The sequence below is a fragment of the Amycolatopsis sp. MtRt-6 genome (assembly GCF_017308975.1).
Lineage (GTDB): Bacteria > Actinomycetota > Actinomycetes > Mycobacteriales > Pseudonocardiaceae > Amycolatopsis.
Genome location: NZ_JADWPD010000012.1, coordinates 71,787 through 94,698 on the forward strand (window position 1 = coordinate 71,787; position 22,912 = coordinate 94,698).

The 22,912-nt window shown below is 70.8% G+C and carries 21 protein-coding genes; 10 read left to right on the forward strand and 11 right to left on the reverse strand.

Annotated elements, in window-relative coordinates; all coding sequences use genetic code 11:
• Positions 1-30 precede the first annotated feature (30 nt).
• Positions 31-504, forward strand: coding sequence for an Lrp/AsnC family transcriptional regulator (locus I4Q55_RS21385; RefSeq protein ID WP_206790021.1), 474 nt, complete (start codon positions 31-33; stop codon positions 502-504).
• A 4-nt stretch (positions 505-508) separates the two neighbouring features.
• On the opposite strand, the gene I4Q55_RS21390 is transcribed toward I4Q55_RS21385, so the two are convergent.
• From I4Q55_RS21390 to I4Q55_RS21400, 3 genes are all read right to left on the reverse strand, one after another.
• Positions 509-1,321 (reverse strand): MBL fold metallo-hydrolase, encoded by an 813-nt coding sequence (locus I4Q55_RS21390; protein WP_206790022.1) that lies wholly within the window; start codon positions 1,319-1,321, stop codon positions 509-511.
• Between the two features lie 48 nt (positions 1,322-1,369).
• On the reverse strand, positions 1,370-1,873 hold the full coding sequence (gene greA, locus I4Q55_RS21395; RefSeq protein ID WP_206790023.1) for a transcription elongation factor GreA: 504 nt from the start codon (positions 1,871-1,873) through the stop codon (positions 1,370-1,372).
• A 194-nt stretch (positions 1,874-2,067) separates the two neighbouring features.
• On the reverse strand, positions 2,068-2,511 hold the full coding sequence (locus I4Q55_RS21400; protein WP_206790024.1) for a DUF4307 domain-containing protein: 444 nt from the start codon (positions 2,509-2,511) through the stop codon (positions 2,068-2,070).
• A gap of 134 nt (positions 2,512-2,645) precedes the next feature.
• Here I4Q55_RS21400 and mca point away from each other — a divergent pair, with 134 nt between their 5' ends.
• Positions 2,646-3,557: a mycothiol conjugate amidase Mca gene (gene mca, locus I4Q55_RS21405; protein WP_206790026.1), complete on the forward strand. Its 912-nt coding sequence runs from the start codon at positions 2,646-2,648 to the stop codon at positions 3,555-3,557.
• Complete coding sequence (locus I4Q55_RS21410) at positions 3,554-3,880, forward strand: hypothetical protein (protein WP_206790028.1); 327 nt, start codon at positions 3,554-3,556, stop codon at positions 3,878-3,880. The genes mca and I4Q55_RS21410 overlap by 4 nt, the downstream gene beginning before the upstream one ends.
• Positions 3,881-3,977: 97 nt before the next feature.
• Here the strand turns inward: I4Q55_RS21410 and I4Q55_RS21415 are convergent, their stop codons facing one another.
• The 3 genes from I4Q55_RS21415 to I4Q55_RS21425 all read right to left on the reverse strand — a co-directional run bounded on the left by I4Q55_RS21415 (position 3,978) and on the right by I4Q55_RS21425 (position 9,707).
• Entirely contained in the window at positions 3,978-6,470 is a 2,493-nt protein-coding gene (locus I4Q55_RS21415; protein WP_206790029.1) for a polynucleotide kinase-phosphatase, read from the reverse strand.
• The gene (locus tag I4Q55_RS21420) at positions 6,467-7,834 is read right to left on the reverse strand and encodes a 3' terminal RNA ribose 2'-O-methyltransferase Hen1 (protein ID WP_206790030.1); all 1,368 of its coding nucleotides are present in this window, start codon (positions 7,832-7,834) and stop codon (positions 6,467-6,469) included. The genes I4Q55_RS21415 and I4Q55_RS21420 overlap by 4 nt, the downstream gene beginning before the upstream one ends.
• Positions 7,835-7,901: 67 nt before the next feature.
• Positions 7,902-9,707 carry an RICIN domain-containing protein gene (locus tag I4Q55_RS21425; protein ID WP_242546439.1) on the reverse strand — a complete coding sequence of 602 codons (1,806 nt, stop codon included), beginning with the start codon at positions 9,705-9,707 and terminating at the stop codon, positions 7,902-7,904.
• A gap of 149 nt (positions 9,708-9,856) precedes the next feature.
• On the opposite strand from I4Q55_RS21425, the gene I4Q55_RS21430 reads away from it, so the two are divergent.
• Together I4Q55_RS21430 and I4Q55_RS21435 are read left to right on the forward strand one after the other, a co-directional pair.
• On the forward strand, positions 9,857-11,824 hold the full coding sequence (locus I4Q55_RS21430; protein ID WP_206790031.1) for a thioredoxin domain-containing protein: 1,968 nt from the start codon (positions 9,857-9,859) through the stop codon (positions 11,822-11,824).
• An 85-nt stretch (positions 11,825-11,909) separates the two neighbouring features.
• Complete coding sequence (locus I4Q55_RS21435; RefSeq protein ID WP_206790032.1) at positions 11,910-12,467, forward strand: hypothetical protein; 558 nt, start codon at positions 11,910-11,912, stop codon at positions 12,465-12,467.
• A gap of 135 nt (positions 12,468-12,602) precedes the next feature.
• Here I4Q55_RS21435 and I4Q55_RS21440 read toward each other — a convergent pair whose 3' ends face one another.
• The 3 genes from I4Q55_RS21440 to I4Q55_RS21450 form a co-directional block, all read right to left on the reverse strand.
• Positions 12,603-14,195: a trypsin-like serine protease gene (locus I4Q55_RS21440; protein WP_206790033.1), complete on the reverse strand. Its 1,593-nt coding sequence runs from the start codon at positions 14,193-14,195 to the stop codon at positions 12,603-12,605.
• A 163-nt stretch (positions 14,196-14,358) separates the two neighbouring features.
• Entirely contained in the window at positions 14,359-14,781 is a 423-nt protein-coding gene (locus I4Q55_RS21445; protein ID WP_206790034.1) for a hypothetical protein, read from the reverse strand.
• Positions 14,782-14,791: 10 nt separating this feature from the next.
• Positions 14,792-15,754, reverse strand: coding sequence for a DUF6745 domain-containing protein (locus tag I4Q55_RS21450; RefSeq protein ID WP_206790035.1), 963 nt, complete (start codon positions 15,752-15,754; stop codon positions 14,792-14,794).
• A gap of 202 nt (positions 15,755-15,956) precedes the next feature.
• Here I4Q55_RS21450 and I4Q55_RS21455 point away from each other — a divergent pair, with 202 nt between their 5' ends.
• Both I4Q55_RS21455 and I4Q55_RS21460 read left to right on the forward strand, forming a co-directional pair.
• The gene (locus I4Q55_RS21455; protein WP_242546440.1) at positions 15,957-17,216 is read left to right on the forward strand and encodes a glycoside hydrolase family 28 protein; all 1,260 of its coding nucleotides are present in this window, start codon (positions 15,957-15,959) and stop codon (positions 17,214-17,216) included.
• Positions 17,217-17,296: 80 nt separating this feature from the next.
• A complete protein-coding gene (locus I4Q55_RS21460) occupies positions 17,297-19,186 on the forward strand; it encodes an acyl-CoA dehydrogenase (RefSeq protein ID WP_206790036.1) in 1,890 nt (629 codons plus the stop codon).
• Between the two features lie 57 nt (positions 19,187-19,243).
• Here the strand turns inward: I4Q55_RS21460 and I4Q55_RS21465 are convergent, their stop codons facing one another.
• Positions 19,244-19,975, reverse strand: coding sequence for a DUF2382 domain-containing protein (locus I4Q55_RS21465; protein WP_206790037.1), 732 nt, complete (start codon positions 19,973-19,975; stop codon positions 19,244-19,246).
• A 299-nt stretch (positions 19,976-20,274) separates the two neighbouring features.
• On the opposite strand from I4Q55_RS21465, the gene I4Q55_RS21470 reads away from it, so the two are divergent.
• Complete coding sequence (locus tag I4Q55_RS21470) at positions 20,275-20,748, forward strand: carboxymuconolactone decarboxylase family protein (protein WP_206790039.1); 474 nt, start codon at positions 20,275-20,277, stop codon at positions 20,746-20,748.
• 142 nt (positions 20,749-20,890) lie between these two features.
• Positions 20,891-21,232 carry a hypothetical protein gene (locus I4Q55_RS21475; protein ID WP_242546441.1) on the forward strand — a complete coding sequence of 114 codons (342 nt, stop codon included), beginning with the start codon at positions 20,891-20,893 and terminating at the stop codon, positions 21,230-21,232.
• A 124-nt stretch (positions 21,233-21,356) separates the two neighbouring features.
• Here I4Q55_RS21475 and I4Q55_RS21480 read toward each other — a convergent pair whose 3' ends face one another.
• Entirely contained in the window at positions 21,357-21,998 is a 642-nt protein-coding gene (locus I4Q55_RS21480) for a hemolysin III family protein (protein ID WP_206790230.1), read from the reverse strand.
• Positions 21,999-22,113: 115 nt separating this feature from the next.
• Here I4Q55_RS21480 and I4Q55_RS21485 point away from each other — a divergent pair, with 115 nt between their 5' ends.
• The gene (locus I4Q55_RS21485; RefSeq protein ID WP_206790042.1) at positions 22,114-22,890 is read left to right on the forward strand and encodes an isoprenyl transferase; all 777 of its coding nucleotides are present in this window, start codon (positions 22,114-22,116) and stop codon (positions 22,888-22,890) included.
• The last annotated feature ends 22 nt before the right edge of the window (positions 22,891-22,912 follow it).

The window sequence follows — 22,912 nt, forward strand, 5'->3', positions numbered from 1 at the left end:
TCATGGACAACTTGCGCAGGGAAGAGAGCAATGCCGGAGAACCTCGACGCACTGGACGCGCGGCTGCTGCTGTTGCTCACCGACTCACCGCGCCTCGGGGTGCTGGAGTGCGCCCGCCGGCTCGGGGTGGCGCGCGGGACGGTCCAGGCCCGCCTGGACCGCCTGACCGAGCGCGGCATCCTCGGCGGCTTCCCGCCGGAGCTGGACCTGGCGGCGATGGGCTACGGCCTGACGGCGTTCGCGGTGCTGGAGATCGCGCAGGGCCGCCGCGCGGAGGTGGCGGAGGCCCTGGCGGCGATCGACGAGGTGTGCGAGGTCCACGCGACGACGGGCCAGGGCGACCTGTTCGTCCGCATGGTGGCCCGGGGCAACGACGACCTGCAGCGGGTGATCGACGAGGTCGTCGGCGTCCCGGACGTGCTGCGGACGTCGACGTCGATCGCGTTGTCGACGCCGGTGCCGCCGCGGGTCCGCCCCCTGCTGGAGCGGACCGCGCGGGGCTGAGGCCTCAGTCTTCGTCGACCACCTGGGCCAGGTACCGCTTGGCCGACCGCTGGACGACCTCGGACCCGTCGGAACGCACGATCGCGTCCCACCAAGCGCCGTAGACCGCCTCGAACCGGTAGCCGGCCAGCAGCTCCGCCGCGCGGCGGACGACGTGCGGGCGTTCCGGGATCAGGTTCGGGTAGCTGTACATGAAGCCCACGTGCGTCCGGTCCGGGATCACCTGCACGATGTCGCCCGACAGCAGGGCTCCGCGGCCCTCCTCGCCGTCCGGCCAGTGCAGCACCGTGCCGCCCGCGAAGTGCACTCCCAGGTTGATCAGCCGCAGGTCGTCGGCGACGTCCAGCGTCGTGCCGGACCACAGCTTCACCGCCGGGTCGGGACGGCCGATCCACTGCTGATCCGCTTCGTGGATGTACACCGGCACGTCGAACGCGCGCGCCCACTCCACCATCGTCGTGTAGTAGTGCGGGTGGCTGATCGCGATGCCGGTGATGCCGCCCAGGTCGCGGACCTGCGCCACCAGCGCGTCGTCCAGGTACGCCGCGCAGTCCCACAGGAAGTTCCCCGAGCGCGCCCGCACCAGCAGCGCGCGCTGGCCGATCGCGAACCCCGGGTTCGAGCCGATCCCGGTGATGCCGGGGCCCTGCTCCTCGATCCGCGGTGTGTAGGTCCCGCTCGAGCGGAGCGCGGAAAGGTTCGTCCACTGCTGCCCCGACCGCGGGACGTACTGGCGTTCGTCCTCGCAGATCGGGCAGTTCTCACGGGCCGCGGCGTACTGCATGCCGCAGGCCTGGCACATCGGTTCGGTGCTCACGGCGGTGTCCTCCCAGAATGTGGATCCTGGGAGGACACGCTAACCGGACTATTTGGCGTCGGTGTACGGAACCGCCTTGACGAGCGTCACCTTCTGGACCTTGCCGTTGGGCAGCTCGTACTCGCGGGACTCGCCCTCCTTGGCGCCGAGCAGGGCCTTGCCCAGCGGCGACTCCGGGGAGTACACGTCGAGTTCGCCCTCGGCGCCTTCTTCGCGGGTGGCGAGCAGGAACTTCTCGTCCTCGTCGTCACCCTCGTAGCGCACGGTGAGCACCTTGCCGGGGCCGGCGGTGCCGTCGTTCGCGGGCGCCTCGCCGACCTTGGCCGAGCGCAGCAGCTCCTGCAGGTGCCGGATGCGCGCTTCGGCCTGGCCCTGCTCCTCGCGAGCCGCGTGGTAACCCCCGTTTTCCTTGAGGTCACCCTCCTCGCGGCTGTCGTTGATGCGCGCGGCGATGACCGGCCGATTCTCGATCATTTCGTCGAGCTCGTGCTTGAGCCGGTCGTAGGCATCCTGGGTGAGCCAGGTCACCTTGGTGTCGCTCACGGTCACCATCTCCTCGTCGGGCCTGCCAGGCTTGCGTGTTCAAGCCGGCCCACGCGGGCGTCGGTCCCGCGTGGCTGAGATAAAGGAAAAACACGGCCCGTCGCGGGCCGTGCTGAGGGGTCAGAGTATCACGGCGCGAGAGGTCGACGCCCGTTATTTCCCCGCGCCCCGGGCGTTGGGCGCGCGGTTCACCCCGTTGGCCGCTATGGGGTTGACAGGTAGCGTGGTATGTCGTACGAGCAGCCGAAGACGTCGGCGGTCACCGGTTCGCCGATGCTCTTGATCGTCGTGGTCATCCTGCTGTACTTCACGCCGGCGGGGATCAGGAGCTCTTTGCGGCCGCTCTCGGCGCCGGTCCTGTCGCGGACGCGGACGACGCACACGCCCGGCCGATTGTCGTCGTCCCGCGTCACGTTGATGGTGATTTCCATCGCGTTGCCCGGCTTTTCGCTGAACGCGATCCGCTCGGCGTCGATCGGCGCCGAGCCGAGGTTGACGTAGGCGACCCACGCGATCAGGCCGCTGACCAGCAGGGCGACGGCCAGGAAGAGCCAGCGCCGCCAGCGCCGGGACGTCTTCGCGCGCCCAGTGCCGTACCGGCCTTCGGGCAGCACGGGGGCTGCCGTTTCCGCCGGTCCGCCTGCCAACCCGGGCCTCCTGCTCGTTCTTGTCGTACCCGTCTGGACAATGGTGACGCGGGTACGTCACGAGTATCCGCCCGCTGGGTGGGCGGCCCGCAGGTGGGTCGCGGAATAAGGGCAGAAGGGGAGTCGTTCGGAGCATGGTGGACGCCGACGAGCTGAGGAACACCGCCAACCCGCGCCTGCGCCTGATGGCGGTGCACGCGCACCCGGACGACGAGTCGAGCAAGGGTGCCGCCACGATGGCGCGCTACGCCGCCGAGGGGCACGAGGTGCTGGTCGTCACGTGCACCGGGGGCGAAGCCGGCAGCATCCTGAACCCGGCCATGGACCGGCCCGAGGTGCTGGCCAACATGACCGAGATCCGCCGCGAGGAGATGGCCCGGGCGGCCAAGATCCTCGGCGTGAGCCAGCGCTGGCTGGGCTTCGTCGACTCCGGCCTGCCGGAGGGCGACCCGCTGCCGCCGGTGCCCGAGGGGTCGTTCGCCGTCGTGCCGCTGGAGGAGTCCACCGAGGCGCTGGTGCGCGTGATCCGGGAGTTCCGCCCGCACGTGATCACCACCTACGACGAGAACGGCGGCTACCCGCACCCCGACCACATCCGCACCCACGAGGTGTCGATGGCGGCGTGGGACGCGGCGCCCGACCCGGAGCGCTTCCCCGACGCCGGCGAGCCGTGGCAGCCGCTGAAGCTGTACTACGTGCACGGCTTCTCGCGGGCCCGGATGCTCCTGTTCGACGAGGCGATGAAGTCGGCCGGCCTCGAGTCGCCGTACACCGAGTGGCTGGCCAGCTGGGACCCCGAGCGGGGCGATGTGATGGAGCGGGTGACGACCCGCGTCGAGTGCGGTGAATACTTCGAGGTGCGGGACGAGGCGCTGAAGGCGCACGCCACGCAGATCGACCCGACCAGCCGCTGGTTCGCCGTGCCGCGCGAGATGCAGCGCGAGGTCTGGCCGACCGAGGAGTACGAGCTGGTCAAGTCGCTGGTGGACAGCACGTTGCCGGAGGACGACCTGTTCGCGGGCATCGAGGAGAAGGTGAACACATGAGTTTGACGCTGCCGGCCGGCGTGGCGCTTCCGGTGACCGCGTCGGCCCTGGTGCTGACGCAGCAGCCGGGCAACGGCGACAACGGCGGGCAGGGGGAGGACTTCGGCAAGTCCTCCCCGGTCGGCTTCCTGGTGCTGATCCTGTTCCTCATCGCGGTGGCCTTCCTGGTCCGCTCGATGACCAAGCACCTGAAGCGCGTCCCGGCCAGCTTCGACGACCCGCCGGCCGAGGAGCCGAAGCCCGAGCCCCCGGCCGAAGCCGAGGCGCCGGCGGAGCCGGAGAAGAAGCAGCCGAACGGCGCCTCCTCGGCCAAGTCCGACTAGCCGGCCCCAAGCGCCCCAATGTGGCCTTCGGTGCGTTGAGCGCACCCAATGTGGCCTTCGGTGCGTTGAGCGCAACCAAGGCCACATTGGGGCGCTTTCACAGCCGCGGGTCCACCGGGTCCGACTCCAGCGCGAGCACCGCGAACACGCACTCGTGCACGCGCCACAGCGGCTCGCCCCGCGCCACCCGCTCCAACGCCTCCAGGCCCAGCGCGTATTCGCGCAGCGCGAGCATCCGCTTCCGGTTCAGCCCGCGCTTGCGCAGCCGCTCCAGGTTCTCCGGCAGCGTGTAGTCCGGGCCGTAGATGATCCGCAGGTACTCGCGGCCGCGCACCTTCACCCCGGGCTGGACCAGCCCGCGCGTTCCCCGGGTCAGGTTCGCCGCCGGCTTGACGACCATGCCCTCGCCGCCGGCCGCCGTCAGCTCCTCCCACCACGCGACGCCCCGGGCGATCGACGCGTCGTCCAGCAGGTCGACCTCGAGCGTCCGGGTGCGCTGGAAGCGCGGCCCGGCGAGACCGTCCAGCAAGGACAGGTGCCAGGCGTGCGGCCGGTCGTGGTACGCCCTGCCCTCGGACGCCAGCAGCTGGAACGGCGCCAGCCGCACGCCGTCCAGGCCCGACGTCGGCCAGCAGTAGCGCCGGTACGCCGTCCGGTAGGAGTCCACTGTGGACGCCCGCGACGCCGTCCGCGCCAGCAGCTCCGAGACGTCGATGCCCCGCGCGGCCGCCGTCGCCAACGCCGAGACCGCCGAAGGCAGCACCGCCTGGGCGGCCGCACCCACCGACGCGTACTGGTCGGCGATCAGCGAACCCGCCTTCGCGCTCCACGGCAGCAGCTCGGCGTCGAGCAGCAGCCACCCCGAGTCCAGCGAATCGAACAGCCCGGCCGCCGCCGTGCGCACGTCGGCCAGGAGCGCGTCGTTCTGCTCGGCCGAGAAGAACGGGCGCCCGGTCCGCGTGTACACCGCTCCGCCACCGTGGATCCCGAAGCGCCGGTACGCGACGTCGGAGTCCCGGCAGACCAGCACGACGGCCCGCGAGCCCATGTGCTTCTCCTCGCACAGCACCGACTGCACACCGGCCGCCCGGTACTCGGCGAACGCCTCCTCCGGGTGCTCCAGGTAGTCCGCACGGGCCGACGTCGAACACGGCGCCATCGTCGGCGGCAGGTACGCCAGCCACCGCGGGTCGACCGCGAACCGGCTCATCACCTCCAGTGCCGCCGCCGACTGCTCCGCCGAGACGCCGACGCGGCCGTGGTGCGCGGTCTGCACGATCCGCTTCCCGGTGACGTCGCCCAGCTCCAGCACCGCCGGCTCACGCCCGGCGAGCGGCCGTGCGGCGTCGAGCGGACGCACCGGCTCGTACCAGACCCGGTGGGCCTTCACCGAGACGACTTCGCGCTCCGGGTAGCGCAGCGCGGTCAGCTTCCCGCCGAACACGGCGCCGGTGTCGAGGCACATGGTGTTGTTGACCCACTCCGCCTCCAGCGTCGGCGTGTGCCCGTAGAGCACCATCGCCGACCCGCGGTAGTCACGTGCCCACGGCAGCCGCACCGGCAGGCCGTACTCGTCGGTCTCGCCGGTGGTGTCGCCGTAGAGCGCCATGCTGCGCACCCGCCCGGACGCGCGCCCGTGGTACCGCTCGGGCAGCCCGGCGTGCGCGACGACGAGCTTGCCGCCGTCGAGGACGTAGTGCGCGATCAGCCCGTCGCAGAACTCGTGGACCTCACGGCGGAACTCCTCGCTCTCCGCCCCGAGCTGCGCCAGCGACTCGGCGAGCCCGTGCGCGACGTTGACCTTCCGCCCGTGCAGGGCGCGCACCAGCTTCTGCTCGTGGTTCCCGCACACGACGAGCGCGTTGCCGGACGACGCCATCGCCATCACGCGCCGCAGCACACCGGGAGTGTCCGGGCCGCGGTCGACGAGGTCGCCGACGAACACCGCGGTCCGCCCGGCCGGGTGCACGCCGTCGACGTACCCCAGCTCGGCCAGCAGCTCCTCGAGCTCGGCCGCGCAGCCGTGGACGTCGCCGATCACGTCGAACGGCCCGGTCAGGTCGCGCTTGTCGTTGCGCAGCGGCTCGACGACGATCTCCGCCTCGGCCACCTCGGCTTCCGACCGCAGCACGTGCACGCGCCGGAAGCCCTCGCGCTCCAGCGACTTCAGCGACCGCTGCAGCTCGCCGCGCTGCCGCCGGATCACGTGGTCGCCGAAGTCGCGGTCCGGCCGCCCGGCGTTGCGCGCGGCACAGACGCCGAGCGGCAGGTCGAGCACGATCGCCGTCGGTAGCACGTCGTGCTCCTTCGCGAGCTTCACCAGGCTCGCCCGCGAAGCGCGCTGGACGTTCGTCGCGTCGATGACGGTCGTCCGCCCGGCCGCGAGCCGCTTGGCCGCGACGTAGTGGAGCGCGTCGAAGGCGTCGGCCGAGGCCGACTGGTCGTTCTCGTCGTCGGCGACGAGCCCGCGGAAGAAATCGCTGGAGAGCACCTGCGTCGGCGCGAAGTGCGTGCGCGCGAACGTCGACTTGCCGGAGCCGGAAGCGCCGACGAGCACGACGAGCGCCATGTCGGGGACGGTCAGCTTCACGCGGCCACCTCCTTTTGGGTGGTGAAGACCGCCATCTGGGTCGGCGGTCCCGATTCCTGGTCCTCCGGTCCGATCGGCACGTATCGGACGTCGTAGCCGCGCCGGGTCGCGACGCCGTCCGCCCAGGCGCGGAACTCGGCTCGCGTCCATTCGAACCGGTGGTCGGCGTGCCGGAAATGCCCCATCGGCAGGAACTCGAACAGCCGGTTGTACTCCGCGTTGGGGGTCGTGACGAGCACGGTGCGCGGCGCCGCGACGCCGAACACCGCGTGTTCCAGCGCCGGCAGCCGCTCGGCGTCGACGTGCTCGACGACCTCCATGAGCACGGCGGCGTCGAACCCGGCCAGCGCCGGGTCGGCGTAGGTGAGCGCGGACTGCCGCAGCGTGACGCGCGAATTGTCCTTCAGCCGCTTCTCCGCGATGGTCAAGGCACTGCTCGACACGTCGACGCCGACGATCTCGGTGAACGACCGTTCCTTCTCGAGGACACGCAGCAGCGCGCCGGAGCCGCAGCCGAGGTCGAGCACGCGCCGGGCGCCCGCGGCCCGCAGCGCGGCGAGCACGCTGCCGTGGCGCTGCGACGCGAGGCTCTCCGGCTTGTCGGGGACCTCGGTGACCAGCGCTTCGGCTTCCGCCGGGACGTCGTCGGCCTCGGCCAGCCGCGAAAGCGCGTACGCGACGACCGGGCGGCGCCGCTCCAGGTAGCGGTTCGTGATGAGCGTCCGCTCGGGGTGCGCGGCGAGCCAGCCGTCGCCGGCGCGCAGCAGCTTGTCGGCCTCGTCCTGGCCGACCCAGTAGTGCTTGTCGCCGTCGAGGGCGGGCAGCAGCACGTACAGGTGACGCAGCGCGTCGGCGACCCGCTGGACACCGGTGAGCCGCAGGTCGACATAGCGGCTGTCGCCCCACTGCGGGAACTGCGGGTCGAGCGCGATCGGCGTCGCCGAAACGCGCCAGCCGAGCGGCTCGAACAGCTTGTGCACGACCTCGGGCCCGCCGCGAGCGGACAGCGACGGCACGTGGATCTCCAGGTCGAAAGGCGCGTCGACCAGCTCGGGCCGCGCGGCGCACCGCCCGGCGAGCGCGGTGGTGAACGCGGCCCGCAGCGCGACGGCGAGGTACGAGCCCCCGGCGTACGGCCGGTCGTTGACGTACTGGGTCAGCGACGTCCCGCCCCTGCGGACGAGCTCGACGGGATCGATCTCGACGAACAAGGCGGCGGTGCAGCGATCCGCCGACGCCTCCGGGTAGAAGACGTGCGCGGTCCCGGCGGACAGCGCGACCGACTGCGCCTTCTCCGGATGCTTGTGCAGGAGAAAGCCCAGGTCGGTGGCGGGAGTCCGGGTCGTGGTGATGGTCAGCAGCACCGGCACAGTGTGGCGGAGCGGCCGGTGACCGCGCGCCCGGTTTTCCGGGTGCGCGGTCACCGGTCGGCTACTTGAGCGGTGTCCCGCCCGAGTTGCGGTAGGCGATCGTCTTCTTGATCAGGTTGCCGCCGTCGGTCTCGACCGTGGTCTGTTCCTGGTGTCCCGGGCCGAACAGGATGGCGGCGACGTGCGCGTCCACCACCTGGTCCAAGTGCGAGAAGAACCAGTCGACCTTGTCGTCCTGGTAGTGGTTCAGGGTGTTGTTCTGCGCCATGTTGCCCACCGGGACCTGCCACAGGACCACGGGCTTGCCCGCCGATTCGGCCATGGTCTTGTAGAACTTCAGCGTGGCAGTGGCCTGCTGGTCGGTCCAGAAGGTGTTGCGGCCGCCGTTCGCCGGCTTGGCGTACCAGCCGGCGTCGCGGTCCGACACGTCGGTGACCAGGAAGTCGGCGTTCTTCGCGCCGAGTTCCGCGTAGTCCTTCACGCACTTCTGGACGTTGGTCTCCCAGTCCCAGCAGGTGAGGTGGAGCCCCGCGCCCGCGTTCGGCGCGTACTTGTGCGTCATCGCCACCAGGCAGGCCGCCAGGCCGGCGGCGCTGTTCTCCTGCGAGCCGCAGTCCGTCGGGTTCGCGGCCTTGACCTGCGCGGGAACCTGGCGTGGGCTGCCGAGGGAACGGACGTAGCCCCAGAAGTCGGGCTCGATGTCGATCATGTCCTGCGACTTGCCGATCTTCTGGAGGAAGAAGCGGTAGTCGTTCAGGTAGCGGGTGAGCAGGTCGGTCCGGTTGATGGCGACGACCTCGCCGGGGCCGTCGCCCTGGCCCGCCGCGTCCCCGAGGTCGCGCAGCGAGTACCAGGTCCAGAGGTACTTCTGCGGGCGCGGCTTGCCCTGGTAGGTGGCCTGGGCCACCTGCTGGTCGCCCCGGGTCACGTAGAAGCCGGGCGCGGTGGTTTCGCCGGTCCAGCAGCCCCACCAGCTCGACCACTCGGGCTTGCAGCGTGCCGCCGTGTAGTACTCCGGCGAAGGCGCGGGCTGGCTGTGGACGTAGTTGTACCGGACGTCGAACGGCGCGGCCGTCGCCGAGGCTTCGTCCATCGAGCCGCCGATGAGCAGCGTGTTGCTGCCCATGAACCGGGTCGCCGAAGCGCGGCTGTCGGTGGTCGGTGCCGCCGACGTCGTCGACGGGCGGGTGCTGCTCGGGGTCTGGCTCGCCGGCGTCACGCTGGTGCGCGGGGTGGCGGCCGTGGTGGGCGTGGCGGTGCTGCCGACGCTCCCGGCCGGGACCAGCTGCCACTGCTGGTTGGCGCCGCCCCAGTCCCAGTACTGGGCGACCTTGGCCCCCGCGGTCCTGGAGCCGGCCTGGACCTCGACGGCCATGCCGCTGAAGCGGTTGATCAGGCGCACGTGGCCGTCCGGCGACTTCTCGAGGCGGAACTGCTGGTTGGCCCCGTTCAGGTCGTGCCACTGCACCATGGCGGAGCCGGCGGTCTTCGACCAGCGGTAGTCGTCCAGCACGTTGCCGGAGTTGCGGTTCTGCAGCCGGTAGTAGCCGTCACCGGCGTCGATGAACCGCCACTGCTGGTTGGCCCCGTCGTGCCGGTTCCACTGGACCACCGCCGCACCGTCGTCCTTGGCGTGGACGAAGTCGTCCAGCGCCTGGCCGCTGTTGCGGTTGACCAGGACGTACCAGGACTTCGGGTCCACGGTTCCCGCCGAGGCCGTGCTGACCACGACCACGGAGCCGGTCACGACGGACAGGACGACGGCCGCCCAGAAACCCCGGCGCTGGAACAGCCGGCGGCCGCGATGCCGTCCCTGGCGGCCACGGCCGGGGGACGCCGGCGACGGCGTGGGTGGGCGAGGGGACATGTCGGTGCTCTCTTTCGGTCGCTGCCTCTGACGCCGGCCGCGTGGCCGGACGACCCTGGGTTGCCACCGGCCGGGGAAAGGTTGCCGCGGCCCGCGAGATTTCTCACGGCCGCCGCGCGCCCGGTTTTCCCGGGTGCGACCCTGGACGCATGAACCGCCTCGGCAGCGCGACCAGCCCGTACCTGCTCCAGCACGCGGACAACCCGGTCGACTGGTGGCCGTGGGGGCCCGAGGCGCTCGCCGAGGCGAGTCGGCGGAACGTGCCCATCCTGCTTTCCGTCGGCTACGCCGCCTGCCACTGGTGCCACGTCATGGCGCACGAATCGTTCGAGGACCCCGGGACCGCGGCGCTGATGAACGCGAACTTCGTCAACATCAAGGTCGACCGCGAGGAACGCCCCGACATCGACGCGGTGTACATGGCCGCCACCCAGGCGATGACCGGGCAGGGCGGCTGGCCGATGACCTGCTTCCTGACGCCGGGCGGCGAGCCGTTCCACTGCGGCACCTACTACCCGCCGTCGCCGCGGCCGGGCATGCCGTCGTTCCGGCAGCTGCTGGCCGCCGTCACCGAGGCGTGGCAGGAGCGGCCGGACGAGCTGCTGGACGGCGCCAAGCAGATCGTCGCCCACCTCGCCGGGCAGACCGGGCCGCTCCAGGAGTCCGTTGTGGACGAAGCCGTGCTGGCCGGCGCGGTCGGGAAGCTTCAGCAGGAGGCCGACAGCGTCAACGGCGGGTTCGGCCGCGCGCCGAAGTTCCCGCCGTCGATGGTCCTGGAGTTCCTGCTGCGCCACCACGAACGCACGGGTTCCGCGGTCGCGCTGTCCCTTGTGGACAAGACGGCCGAGGCGATGGCCCGCGGCGGCCTGTACGACCAGCTGGCCGGCGGTTTCGCGCGCTACTCCGTCGACGCCGAGTGGATCGTGCCCCACTTCGAGAAGATGTTGTACGACAACGCGTTGCTCCTGCGCTTCTACGGGCACCTCTGGCGGCGCACCGGCTCGGCGACGGCGTTGCGCGTCGCCACCGGAACGGCGGAATTCCTCTTCGAGAGCCTTCGAACGCCCGAAGGTGGCTTCGCCTCTTCGCTGGACGCGGATACCGAGGGCGTCGAAGGCCTGACGTACGTCTGGACGCCGGCGCAGCTGCGCGAGGTGGTCGGTGACGACTCCGCCGCCGAGCTGTTCGGCGTCACGCCCGAAGGCACGTTCGAGGCGGGCGCGTCGACGTTGCGCCTGTTCGGCGACCTGCCGGAGCCGCTGCGCGGCAAGCTCCTGGAGGCGCGCGCGAAGCGGCCGCAGCCGGGCCGGGACGACAAGGTGATCGCGTCGTGGAACGGCCTGGCGATCACGGCGCTCGCCGAGGCGGGCGTGGCCCTGGATCGTCCACAGTGGATCGAGTGGGCGGTCGGCGCGGCCGAGTTGCTGCTGCGGGTGCACGTCGTCGACGGACGGCTGCGGCGCAGTTCGCGAGACGGCGTCGTCGGCGAATCCGCCGGGGTGCTGGAGGACTACGCCTGTGTCGCCGACGGCTTCCTGGCTCTGCACCAGGCGACCGGCGACGCGAAGTGGCTCACCGAAGCAACCCGGCTGCTCGACCTGGCCCTGGCGCACTTCGCGTCCCCGGACGTCCCCGGCGCGTACTTCGACACGGCCGACGACGCCGAGACGCTGGTGCAGCGCCCGGCCGACCCGGGCGACAACGCGAGCCCGTCGGGCGCGTCGGCGCTGGCCGGGGCGCTGCTGACGGCGTCCGCGCTGGCGGGGCACGCTTCGTCGGCCCGCTACCGGGACGCGGCGGAGCAGGCGTTGCGGCGAGCCGGGGTGCTGGCCGGGCGGGTGCCGCGGTTCGCCGGCCACTGGCTGTCGGTGGCCGAGGCACTGCAGGCCGGCCCGGTGCAGGTCGCGGTGGTGGGCGACGACCCGGAGTTGCTTCGCGCGGCCGCGCGGGGAGTGCACGGCGGCGGCATCGTGCTGGCCGGCGAGCCGGACGCGCCGGGCGTGCCGTTGCTGGCCGACCGCCCGCTGGTGGGCGGCGCCCCGGCGGCGTACGTGTGCCGTGGGTACGTCTGCGACCGGCCGGTCACGTCCGTCGAGGAGCTGGCCGCCCGCCTCTGATCGCCCTGGGTGAACGCAGTGTCGGAAGTGCTGTCTTCGGCGTAGCTTCGGTAGCGATGTAATCATGTAATCCCGGAGGTATGACATGGGACGCGGATGGCGCGGAGGCCGAGGCTGGCAGCAGGCCGAGGTCCCACCGGCGGACGACGCGGCGGCCTGGTTCGGCGGCCGCCTCCCCGACGGCTGGTTCACGGGCGCACCGGAGGTCACGGTCGACCGCGAAGAGATCATCGTGGTCGGCGAGCTCCCGGCGCTGACGGAGGAGTACCCGGACGACGCAGCCCGAGCGGCGGCCGAGGAGGGCCGGATCAGCCGGTACCGCGAAGAGACGCGCGACGAGCGCATCGAGATCGCGCGGCAGGCGGAGCACCGCTACCAGCGCAAGGTGGCCTGGGGAGCCCGCTTGGGCGGCACGAAGGCGCTGTTCACGACGCATTCGGCCCCGGTGATGACGCGCCTGCGCCAGCCGGAGCGCCTGGTGCTGGACACGCTGGTGGACGCGGGCGTGGCCCGATCGCGGTCGGACGCGCTGGCGTGGGCGGTGCGCTTGGTGGGCCAGCACGCGGACAGCTGGCTGGGAGAGCTGCGGGAAGCGATGAGCAAGGTCGACGACCTGCGCTCGAAGGGCCCGGACCTGGCTTGAGCCACGGGGTTGCCGCCCCTCGGCGGCAACCCCGTGCCCGAGCCCGCAGCCGACGGGATCATCGCCGGACGTCACGGCGCGGCGCGCGTCGGCGGCGGGATCGGCAGTGAGCCGCGCGCGGCGGCCCACCTCACCTCAGCCGAACACGGTGTGGCAGAGCGCGTTCGACCTGCCCGCGGCGAAGACGTCGACGCGATTGGGACCCCACGAGACCGCCGCGGGCGCCGAGGTCAGCCGCCCGGCGTTGTCCTGGAACTTGAACCACTGGCCTTCCCAGCCGTAATGCAGCAGCCGGGAATCCCGGTCCGCCGCGAAGACGTCGAGCCGGTTGGGTCCCCACGACGTCACGGTCGGCGCGCTGGTGAGGTAGCCGCCGTGGTATTCCCAGTCGAACCAGCGGTTGTCCCAGCCCATGTGATACAGCGCGTTGTCCGTGCCGCGGCCGAAGACATCGATCCGGTTCGGCCCCCACGACGCCGCGGCCGGGCTCGCGGTCAGCTTGCCGCCGTGGTACTCCCAATCGTGCCAAGTGCCGTCGAAAGCCTTGTGGTACAACGCACCGTCCTGATCGCCCACGGCGAAGACGTCCAACCGGCCGGGACCCCACGACGCGACCGTCGGCGCGTACTGGATACCGCCGCCGAGCGACTCCCACGGGTGCCAGCTGCCGTCGAACCACTTGTGCTGCAACGAATTGTCGTAGCCACGAGCGAACACGTCGAACCGGCCGGGCGCCCACGAGACCACCGACGGCTCCGACGCCATGCCATCACCGAGCGATTCGGCCGCGGACCAGGCGTTGTCCTGGTAAGTCCGGTGATGGAGGACGTTGTCCGCGCCCTTGGTGAACAGGTCGATCCGGCCGCTGCCCCAGGACGTCACCGCCGGTGCTCCGGACACCGGAATGTCCGGGGAATCCCAGCCATACCACCGAGGGACGCCCCCGGCGGGCGGGATCGGCATGCCATCGGACGGCCCGTCGGCCAGACACCCGAGCATCGGCCGCAGCCACGGTCCGAGGTCGTCCACCCGGGTCCCGGTGGTGCCCTGGCGGGTCTCCGTCACGTCGACGCAGCCGTGTTGCCACGACCTGCTGTTGATCGCCACCAGTTCCCGCGTCCCGTTGGCAGCACGGAGCTGCGGACCGCCGCCGTCACCCTTGCACGCGTCGACGCCGTCGGCACCGAGCAAGGAGATCTCGTTCGAGTTGGTCGCGGTCACCGAGAACGGGTGACTACGAGCGGGTGGGCCCATGACCGGCGACTGCCAGACCGGCGTACCCCACTCCGTGGCGCTACGGCCGAGCCCGGCGACACGCAGGACCTCACCCACCGCCGGAGCAGTGGTCGCCAGCTTGACCGGCTGAACCAGGGTGGCACTGCCGTTGAGCTGGGCCAGCATCAGGTTCCGGTCCGGCCGCCGCACCAGGTTCGTCACCTGGGCCGGCCCGGTTCCGGCGGGCCGGCCCGAGCCGGCGGAAACCGTCAGGCTTGCGCTGATCGGCTTGGCCGGCACACCACCCAGCGAGTTGTCCGGGAAGCAGTCGGCCGCGGTCACGACCCAGCGCGGGTCGATCAGCGTGCCGGAACAGCCGCGGCCGTCCATGCTCAACCAGACCGCGAACGGGTAGTCGCCCGACACCGTTCCGCCGGAAAGAGCCAGTGCCGGCGTCGCGGACGCGACCATGACCGCGGCCGCGAACACGGCCGATCTACGCGCGCGCCTCATCAGGAGCCCCCCAGTCAGCTGCAGCAAGCATGTGCGTAAGTGACCTTATCCGGTCACTGGGAGCCTCGACCAGACCGCGCATTCCGTGAAGAATCCGAAATTTCCGGCCCCGGCCGAGCCGCGCGGTGCCGCCCCCTCGGTGGCACCCCGCGGCCCGCCGCCGCTAGTCCGCGATCAGCACCGGCTTCCGGAACCCGGCGCCCAGCTCCCGCTGCCGCCGCACGAACCACGCTCCGGGCGCGATCCCGGTTGCCCCGTGCTCCGGATGGATCAGCCACACCGGCGCCGTGTTCTCGAACGCCGCGATCGCCAGGCGCTCGGGATCCTCCAGCCACGTCGTCATCCGGCACGTGCCGGCGTCCGCGACCAGCGTGTGCGGGTTGTTGCCCGCCTCGCCGCGCACCAGCTCCCGCCCCTCGGCGGGCAGCTCCCACCAGTCGCGGGGGTGGCGCACGAGCCACGCCAGCGGCAGCACGATCAGGTCACCCTGGGCCTGCGGCCCGTCGATCACCGGCACGGTCACCTGGCGATCCAGGTGTGCGAGGACCTCGAGTCCGGTCCGGTTCAGCAATTCCTCGAGAAACATCCTGGTCACCTCAGGTCCGGCGCCGCAGGCGCGCGTACTGGGCTCCGGTGAGCCCGTACGACCAGCCGGCCGCGTCAAGGGGATGGTCGAATTCCGCGGGCACGCGCAGCCCGTAGCGACGGCGGGTGCCGTCGCGCTCCACCGAGCCGTTCACCGCCAGCAGCAGCCGCGAAGGCGCGTGCCCCCGCTGCGGTGGCAGGTCGTAGAGCCGCAGTTCGCAGCCGGGGTTTCCGGGATCCGGCGCCCGGCCCAGTACCCGCAGCCCGGCCTGCTCGAGGTACGCCGCCCAGCCCAGGTGCTCGATCGCGCACCGCCGCACCTCGACGTTGAACGACCGGTTGATCCGGTCCGCCGTGGGGTTTTCGATCACCCACGACGGCACCCGCGTGCCGTGCCAGACGTGCACGCCCCAGCCGTCGGGGTAGACCACCGCGGGGCCGGACTCGCTGTGCAGCCGGGAGTCGTCCGTGCGGATCGCCAGCGGCCGCTCGGCGACGACGCAGACGCCGTCGCGTGGCCACCACCAGCCGCACGACCGCACCAGCACCGCCCACAGCTCCAGCTCCGGGTCGCCCGAATCCGGCTCCACCCAGTAGGCGTCCTGCTGGCCGTACCAGTGCAGGCCGAGCGGCTGCGGGATCGCGGCCCGGATCAACCCGGCGACGCCGTCGCGGATCCGCTGCCGCTCTTCGGGTGGGATCCCGCGCCGGCGCGCCCGCAGCTCGGCTGCCCGGGTCGCGATGCGGGCTTCCAGTGGCAGCGTGGAAAGCACTGGTGACGGCGGCAAGTGCGCCACGGCGGCGTGCGGGGAAGGCACCCACACGAACCGCGGCGGCGGCTCGCCGAGCAGCGCGTAGAGCCGGGCGATGGCGGCTTCGGCCGCGGGCCGATCAGCGGGGTCCGTGCGGAAGGCGTGGCTCAGCCACCGGGAAATATCAAAGGATCGGCGGTCCGGCCGCCGTGAGGCGCTCAACGCGCGAGGGCGCACACGCCCTTTCGAATCGACATGCGGCGATCATGACAGCCTTTCCGCCGATCGCGCAAGTGGCTTCTCCGGGATTCCGGATGGCACGGCCTGGACCTGAAGGCACTTCCACGCCTACAGTTCGTCATGCCCGCGGTCCGTGCCGCGGTTCCGCCGTCGCACCAGGACTTTCCGCGTGAAGGACGTGTCCATGGACGGCAGGTTCACCCGGCGGCAGCTGATCAAGGGCGGGCTCGCGGCGGCGGCGGTGCCGCTGCTTCCGGCCGTCGCCTCGGCGGCGCCCCGCATCGACATACCCGCGCTCCCGTGGCCGGCGGCGAACGACATCGTCGCGAACACGACGATTCCGGTGTTCCCCGACCGCGGTTTCCCGATCACCGGTTACGGCGCGAAGAGCGACGGCAAGACCGACAACACCGCGGCCATCGCGAAGGCGATCGACGCCTGCGCCGCGGCCGGCGGCGGCCACGTGATCGTGCCCGGCGGCGGCAGCTTCCTGACCGGTGCCATCCGGCTCAAGAGCAACGTCGATCTGCATCTGGAAAAGAGCGCGGTCCTGAAATTCAGCGGTGACGCGGCGAAGTTCCCGAACGTCCTGACGCGTTACGAAGGCATCGAGTGCGTCAACCGGTCCCCGATGGTCTACGCCTACGGGGAAAGGAACATCGGCCTCACCGGCGGCGGCACGCTCGACGCGGCGGCGACGTCGTCGTGGAACAAGGGCAGCGACCGCGCTTACCTGGAATCGCTGGTGGCCAAGGGAATCGCGCCGGAGAAGCGGGTGGTGCCGGGCTCGGGGCACACCATGCGCTCGACGTTCGTCGAGCCGTACCGCTGTGAAAACGTGCTGATCCAAGGCGTCACGCTGAAGAACCCCATGTTCTGGCAGCTGCACCCGACGCTGTGCCGCAACGTCACGGTCGACGGCGTCAGCACCGACCCGAGCACCGCGCGCAGCAACACCGACGGCTGCGACCCGGAATCGTGCGACCACGTCGTCGTCGCGAACTGCACGCTCGGCGCGCACGACGACAACATCGCCATCAAGGCCGGGCGCGACGCGGACGGGCGCCGCGTGAACATCCCGTGCCAGAACCTCGTCGTGGTGAACTGCGTGATGAACGGCAACTGGGGCGCGATCACGTGCGGCAGCGAGCAGACCGGCGGAATCCGCAACGTCTACGCGTACAAGCTCACCGTGCGGGGTGACACGAAGTTCGCGCTGTACGTGAAGTCCAACACGCTGCGTGGCGGGTTCTCCGAAAACATCAACCTCGACAGTGTTTCCGGCACCTTCGCGCGGAACTTCGCGTACGTGACGTCCACTTACAACAGCCAGACCGGCAGCTACGTCCCCTCGTTCGGGCCGTTCACGATCGCCGGCTGTTCGAGCACGAAGATCGCCGGCAAGCGTTTCACGAACGTGACGGTCAACGGCAGGCCGATCTGACCCTGCGGGATCGCGCACGCTGCGGCAGGCTTACTACCAACGAGTAGGAAGCCTGCCGTTCGTCCTTTCCGGAGGTTGCCGTGGACGTCCCCGAAGTGCCCTCGAAGGTGGATCCGGACGCGCTCACCGCCGTCCTCGACGGTCGGTGGGCCGAGCTGCGCCGCGCGGTCCGGGCGCAGCTGGCCGAGGCGGAATTCCGGGACCCGGTGGCCCTCGGTGTCGAGGCGCACCGCGCCCAGGTGCTCGACCAGCTGCGCGCGCTCGCCGCCACCGACCGGCCCGGCCTGGGCTTCGATCCGGCCTACGGCGGTGGTGGTGACGTCGGTGGCTCGGTGACGTCGTTCGAGCTGCTCGGCTACGGTGACCTGTCGCTGATGGTCAAGGCCGGCGTGCAGTGGGGCCTGTTCGGCGGTGCCGTGCAGCTGCTCGGCACCGAGCGCCACCACGAGCGGTACCTGCGCGCGATCAGGGACCTCGACGTCCTGGGCTGCTTCGCGATGACCGAGCACGGCCACGGCTCCGACGTCCAGCACCTGCGCACCACGGCGACCTTCGCCGACGGCGGGTTCGTCGTCAACACCCCGGATGCCATGGCCCGGAAGGAATACATCGGCAACGCGGCCCGCGACGGTCGGATGGCGGCGGTCTTCGCGCAGCTGATCACCGGCGGCGAGTCGCGGGGCGTGCACGCGTTCCTCGTCCCGATCCGCGACGACGACGGCAAGCCGATGCCCGGGGTGTCCATTGAGGACTGCGGGCCGAAGGCCGGTCTCAACGGTGTCGACAATGGACGGCTGGAGTTCGACAACGTCCGCGTGCCGCGTGAAGCCCTGCTGAACCGATTCGGTGACGTCGCCGAGGACGGGACGTACTCGAGCCCGATCGAAAGCGACAGCCGCCGGTTCTTCACGATGCTGGGCACGCTGATCCGCGGCCGGGTGAGCGTCGGCGGCAGCGCGGGGAGCGCGACCCAGCGCGCGCTCGCCCTGGCCGTCCGCTACGGCGAGCACCGGCGCCAGTTCACGAAGCCGGATGGCGACGAGGTCGTCATCCTCGACTACCTGGGGCACCAGCGGAAACTGCTGCCGGCGCTGGCGAAGACATACGCGCTGCACTTCGCCCAGGAAGAGCTGGTCTCGAAGCTGCACGACATCGACCCGGCGGCGCCGGAAGAAGAGCAGCGCGAGCTGGAGTCCCGCGCGGCCGGGCTAAAGGCCCTCAACACGTGGCACGCGACGGCGACGATCCAGGCCGCGCGCGAGGCGTGCGGCGGGGCGGGCTACCTGGCGGAGAACATCCTCCCGGGCCTGAAGGCCGACACCGACGTCTTCACGACGTTCGAGGGCGACAACACGGTGCTGCTGCAGCTGGTCGCGAAGGGCCTGCTGACCAGCTACAAGCAGGACTTCGAGGACCTCTCGCCGCTGGCGACGGCCCGGTTCTTCACCGACCAGGTCGTCAGCACGATCCTGGAGCGGACGTCGGTGCGCAAGGCGCTCGAATCGCTCACGGAAGGGTCCGACTCGGACGTCTTCTTCCGCCGCGAGTGGCAGCTGAAGTTGTTCGAGGATCGCGAGGAGCACGTCGTAGAAGGCGTGGCGAAGCGCCTGCGCAAGGCGGCGTCCGACCCGTTCGGCGTGTTCAATTCGGCGCAGGACCACGTGCTGCGCGCCGGCCGCGTCCACGTCGAGCGCCTGGTGCTGGAAGCCTTCGCGAGGGCTGTGGAGCGCTGCGCCGATCCGGACGCCCGCGCGCTGCTGGAACGCGTCTGCGACCTGTACGCGCTGTCGGCGATCGAAGAAGACCTGGCGTGGTTCCTGGGCCACGGCCGCCTGACGGCCTCGCGCGGGAAGGCCGTCACGTCGGCGGTGAACCGCTTGTGCTCGGAGCTGCGCCCGCACGCGCGGACGCTGGTGGACGCGTTCGCGATCCCGGAGCAGTTCCTCGCGGCGCCGATGCTGTCGTCCTGACGCGGGGGTGACCCGGGCGGGTGGCCGGTATCGGGGACCGGCCACCCGCCCGGGAGCCTACGGCCGGCGGTGCTCGCGGTCGTCGCCGGTGACCTCGAACTGCTCCTTGCGGACCTTGCCGGACACGGTCTGCTCGTCGCTGACCGTCTCCTTCCGCAGGCGCGCGCGTTCGACCGGCACGGTCTCCTTGCGCACCACGGGTTTCTCGGCGTGCAGCACCATGTCCTGCTCGGCCTCGCCGATCTCCGCCTGGCCGCCGCGACCGCCGGTGACCGGCTCGCGTTCGACGCGCACCTCTTCGTGCCGCACCGGCACGGTGACCTGCTGCTCTTCGGTGACGACGTACTTGCGCAGCCGCACGTGCCCGGTCTCGACCTGCTCGGTCCCGACGTCCAGCCGTTCCTCGGAGCGCGTCATGGCGCGGTCGTCGCGGGCCGCTTTGCCGCGGCCCATCCGCCCGTCGGGGGACGTGCGCGGCACCGGCAGGCCGTAGTGCTGGTAGAGCTGCGAGCTCTCTTCGGGCGAGAGGTGCCCGTCGGCGTCGATGCGGGGCGCGTCGGAGACGCGGTCCTTGCCGACCTGGACGTGGACGCCGTCGGAGTCCGTGTGCGCGCCGGAGAGCGGGACGAAGCTTTCCTTGGTGCCGAAGAGGCCGGTCTTGACGGTGATCCACTCGGGCTGGTGCGTCGCGTCGGCGAGGTAGACGTTGCCGACCTTCCCGAGCTTGTTGCCGTCCGGATCGACCACGGCGCTGTCGATGAGTTCCTCGGGCTGCATGGTCCTGGCCATCGCGGTCGTGCTCCTTCCACGCGTTGGGTCCTGGTGTGAGGCCCACCGTCGGCCGCGCCGCCGAGCACGGCAACCGTCGTGGTGTCCCGGTGAGGGACCCCCGAACGTGATCGTTTGAAGCGTCTTCCGCGGGCCAGGCCGGGCGAGCCGCACAGGTGGAGCGGGGTGCCCTCGGCGTGACCGGCGGCCGTCGCGGGGACGCGAAGGTGTGGACGTGATCGGCGTCACGTTCGGGGCTGTCACAACGCCGTCGCGCCCGTCGTCAAGGGGGTGAAGCAGACGAGAGAAGGGGAACGACGATGGAAACGCGGCTCAACATGTTCGAGAACGAGGTCACCGGCAAGTTCGTCAAGCGCCTGATCGCGGCGTCGCGCCCGGTCGAGGAGTCCTCGCTGCCGAAGGCGACCCAGGAGCTGGTGAAGATCCGCGCGAGCCAGATCAACGGCTGCGGCATGTGCCTGGACATGCACACGAAGGACGCGGCGGCGGCCGGCGAGACGGCGGTCCGCCTGGCGATGGTGGCGGCCTGGCGCGAAGCGGTGGTGTTCACCGAGGCGGAGCGCGCGGCCCTGGCGCTGACGGAGGAGGGCACCCGCCTGGCGGACGCGCACACCGGCGTCAGCGACGAGACTTGGGCGGCGGTGCGGAAGCACTTCGACGAGGAGCAGATCGGGGCGCTGGTGGCGTTGGTGGCCACGATCAACGCGTGGAACCGGCTGAACGTGATCGTCCAGAACCCGGCGGGCGAGTACCAGCCGGGGATGTTCGGCTGAACCCTGAAACCCCCGACCGTGGCACACCACTGTGGACACTGCGCGGCGTAAGGTGTTTGAGTGCCGAGACGGGTGATGTTGTCCAAACCATCGAGTGATGTCGATAAAGGATGACGGTGAAACGCCCGACAAAGTCAGCATGATGAAAAAGACGCTCTTCGCAGCCGCAGTCATCGGTGGCGCCATGCTCGCTGTTGCCGCGCCGGCTTCCGCCGGTGAGGGTCACCACCCGGGCGGCGGCATCAGCATCGGCGACAACCTCTGCGCGGCTCCGTGGCAGTGGAACGGTCCCTTCGAGGTGCTGCACGCGGGCCACGCGCCGGCGTACGCAGCCTGCAACAACAACTCGACCGGCGGCGGTGGCGGCATCAGCATCCTCAACAACGCGTGCCTGCTGCCCTGGCAGTGGAACGGTCCGGTCGAGCTGCTGACGGTCAACCACAACCCGTCGTACGTCGCCTGCAACGGCAACTCCGCGGGCTGACAAAAGTTCCAGCCGCCGGTGGTTGATTGAGTGTGCGTCAGCCAACTGCGGTCCGGACAAGCCGAAGCGCGGTCACCCACTCGAAGCCGAGTGGGTGACCGCGCTTTTGGCGTGGCAGGGCAAATCAGGCGTACATGGCCAGCCAGATCGCGATGTAGTGCGACACCGCGGCCAGCACCGTGCAGGCGTGGAAGTACTCGTGGTACCCGAAGGTGTCCGGCCAGTGGTTCGGCCACTTCACGGCGTAGAACACCGCCCCCAGCGTGTAGAACAGCCCGCCGACGCACAGCAGCACCAGCGCGGCGACTCCGGCGTGCGTGGCCAGCTCCGGGAACACGAAGACGGCGACCCACCCCAAGGCGATGTAGATCGGCACCCCGAGCCACCGCGGCGCATTCGGCCACAGCATCTTCAACGCCACACCGGCGATCGCGCCGCCCCAGACGATCGACAGGATCACGTACCCGGTCGGCTTCGACATGGCCAGCAAGGTGAACGGCGTATAGGTGCCGGCGATGAACAGGAAGATCATCGAGTGGTCGGCGCGCTTCATCCACTTGTACGCCCGCGGGCTCCAGAACCGCCGGTGGTACAGCGCGCTCACCCCGAACAGCCCCAGCACCGTCAGCCCGTAGACCGACGTGGCCAGCGCGGCGACCGGGGACACTGTGGACGCCGCCAGGCTGATCAGCGCCGCCGCCGCGGCCAGGGCGCCGAAGAACGTCCAGAAGTGGATGTGCCCGCGCAGCCGGGGGCGGAGGTCCACTACGGGCTCGGGTGGTTCCGTCGTCAGGCTCACGCACTCCAGGTTACGGGAGCGTAGGTTCTCCAGTAGTGCTCAAGTCACACGCCTCACACCGGGGTGCGTAGGCTGACTCGACGTGAGTGTTCGCTCGTTCTTGTCCGACGTCGTGTACAGCGCCTACGGCAGGCGCCTCATCCAGCAGGCCGCCGGCCGGCATCCGCGGCACATCGCCATCATGCTCGACGGCAACCGCCGCTGGGCCCGGGAAGCGGGCTTTACGGACGTTTCGGACGGGCACCGCGCCGGGGCGAAGAAGATCGCGGACTTCCTGAGCTGGTGCCAGGAGGCCGACGTCGAGGTCGTCACCATGTGGCTGCTGTCCACCGACAACCTCAACCGCGACCCGGACGAGCTCACGCCGCTGCTGAAGATCATCACCGACGTCACCGACGAGCTGGCCGCGCCCGGAACGCCGTGGCGGCTGCGGATCGTCGGCGCCCTCGACCTGCTCCCCGCCGATGTCGCAAAGCGACTCAGCGAGGCCGCCACCCGCACCGAAGGGCGGACCGGGATGGAGGTCAACATCGCGGTCGGCTACGGCGGCCGCCAGGAAATCGCCGACGCCGTGCGGAAGCTGCTGCGCCAGCACGCCGACGAGGGAACGTCCATTCACGAGCTGGCGAAGATCCTCGACGTCGACCACATCTCCGAGCACCTCTACACCTCGGGCCAGCCGGACCCGGACCTCATCATCCGCACGTCGGGCGAGCAGCGGCTCTCCGGCTTCCTGCTGTGGCAGTCCGCGCACTCGGAGTTCTGGTTCACCGAGGCGTACTGGCCCGCGTTCCGCCGGGTCGACTTCCTGCGTGCCATGCGTGACTACGCCTGGCGGCACCGCCGGTTCGGCTCCTAGGCGCCGCAAATCCGCTGGTCGC

Excerpts from the sequence above, each read along its gene's own strand:
- I4Q55_RS21475 (WP_242546441.1), top strand. The coding sequence starts at position 20,891 with ATGAAAAAGACGCTCTTCGCAGCCGCAGTCATCGGTGGCGCCATGCTC.
- I4Q55_RS21440 (WP_206790033.1), bottom strand. The coding sequence starts at position 14,195 with ATGAGGCGCGCGCGTAGATCGGCCGTGTTCGCGGCCGCGGTCATGGTC.
- I4Q55_RS21445 (WP_206790034.1), bottom strand. The coding sequence starts at position 14,781 with ATGTTTCTCGAGGAATTGCTGAACCGGACCGGACTCGAGGTCCTCGCA.
- I4Q55_RS21465 (WP_206790037.1), bottom strand. The coding sequence starts at position 19,975 with ATGGCCAGGACCATGCAGCCCGAGGAACTCATCGACAGCGCCGTGGTC.
- I4Q55_RS21425 (WP_242546439.1), bottom strand. The coding sequence starts at position 9,707 with ATGTCCCCTCGCCCACCCACGCCGTCGCCGGCGTCCCCCGGCCGTGGC.
- I4Q55_RS21455 (WP_242546440.1), top strand. The coding sequence starts at position 15,957 with ATGGACGGCAGGTTCACCCGGCGGCAGCTGATCAAGGGCGGGCTCGCG.
- mca (WP_206790026.1), top strand. The coding sequence starts at position 2,646 with ATGGTGGACGCCGACGAGCTGAGGAACACCGCCAACCCGCGCCTGCGC.
- I4Q55_RS21410 (WP_206790028.1), top strand. The coding sequence starts at position 3,554 with ATGAGTTTGACGCTGCCGGCCGGCGTGGCGCTTCCGGTGACCGCGTCG.
- greA (WP_206790023.1), bottom strand. The coding sequence starts at position 1,873 with ATGGTGACCGTGAGCGACACCAAGGTGACCTGGCTCACCCAGGATGCC.
- I4Q55_RS21385 (WP_206790021.1), top strand. The coding sequence starts at position 31 with ATGCCGGAGAACCTCGACGCACTGGACGCGCGGCTGCTGCTGTTGCTC.
- I4Q55_RS21430 (WP_206790031.1), top strand. The coding sequence starts at position 9,857 with ATGAACCGCCTCGGCAGCGCGACCAGCCCGTACCTGCTCCAGCACGCG.
- I4Q55_RS21470 (WP_206790039.1), top strand. The coding sequence starts at position 20,275 with ATGGAAACGCGGCTCAACATGTTCGAGAACGAGGTCACCGGCAAGTTC.
- I4Q55_RS21435 (WP_206790032.1), top strand. The coding sequence starts at position 11,910 with ATGGGACGCGGATGGCGCGGAGGCCGAGGCTGGCAGCAGGCCGAGGTC.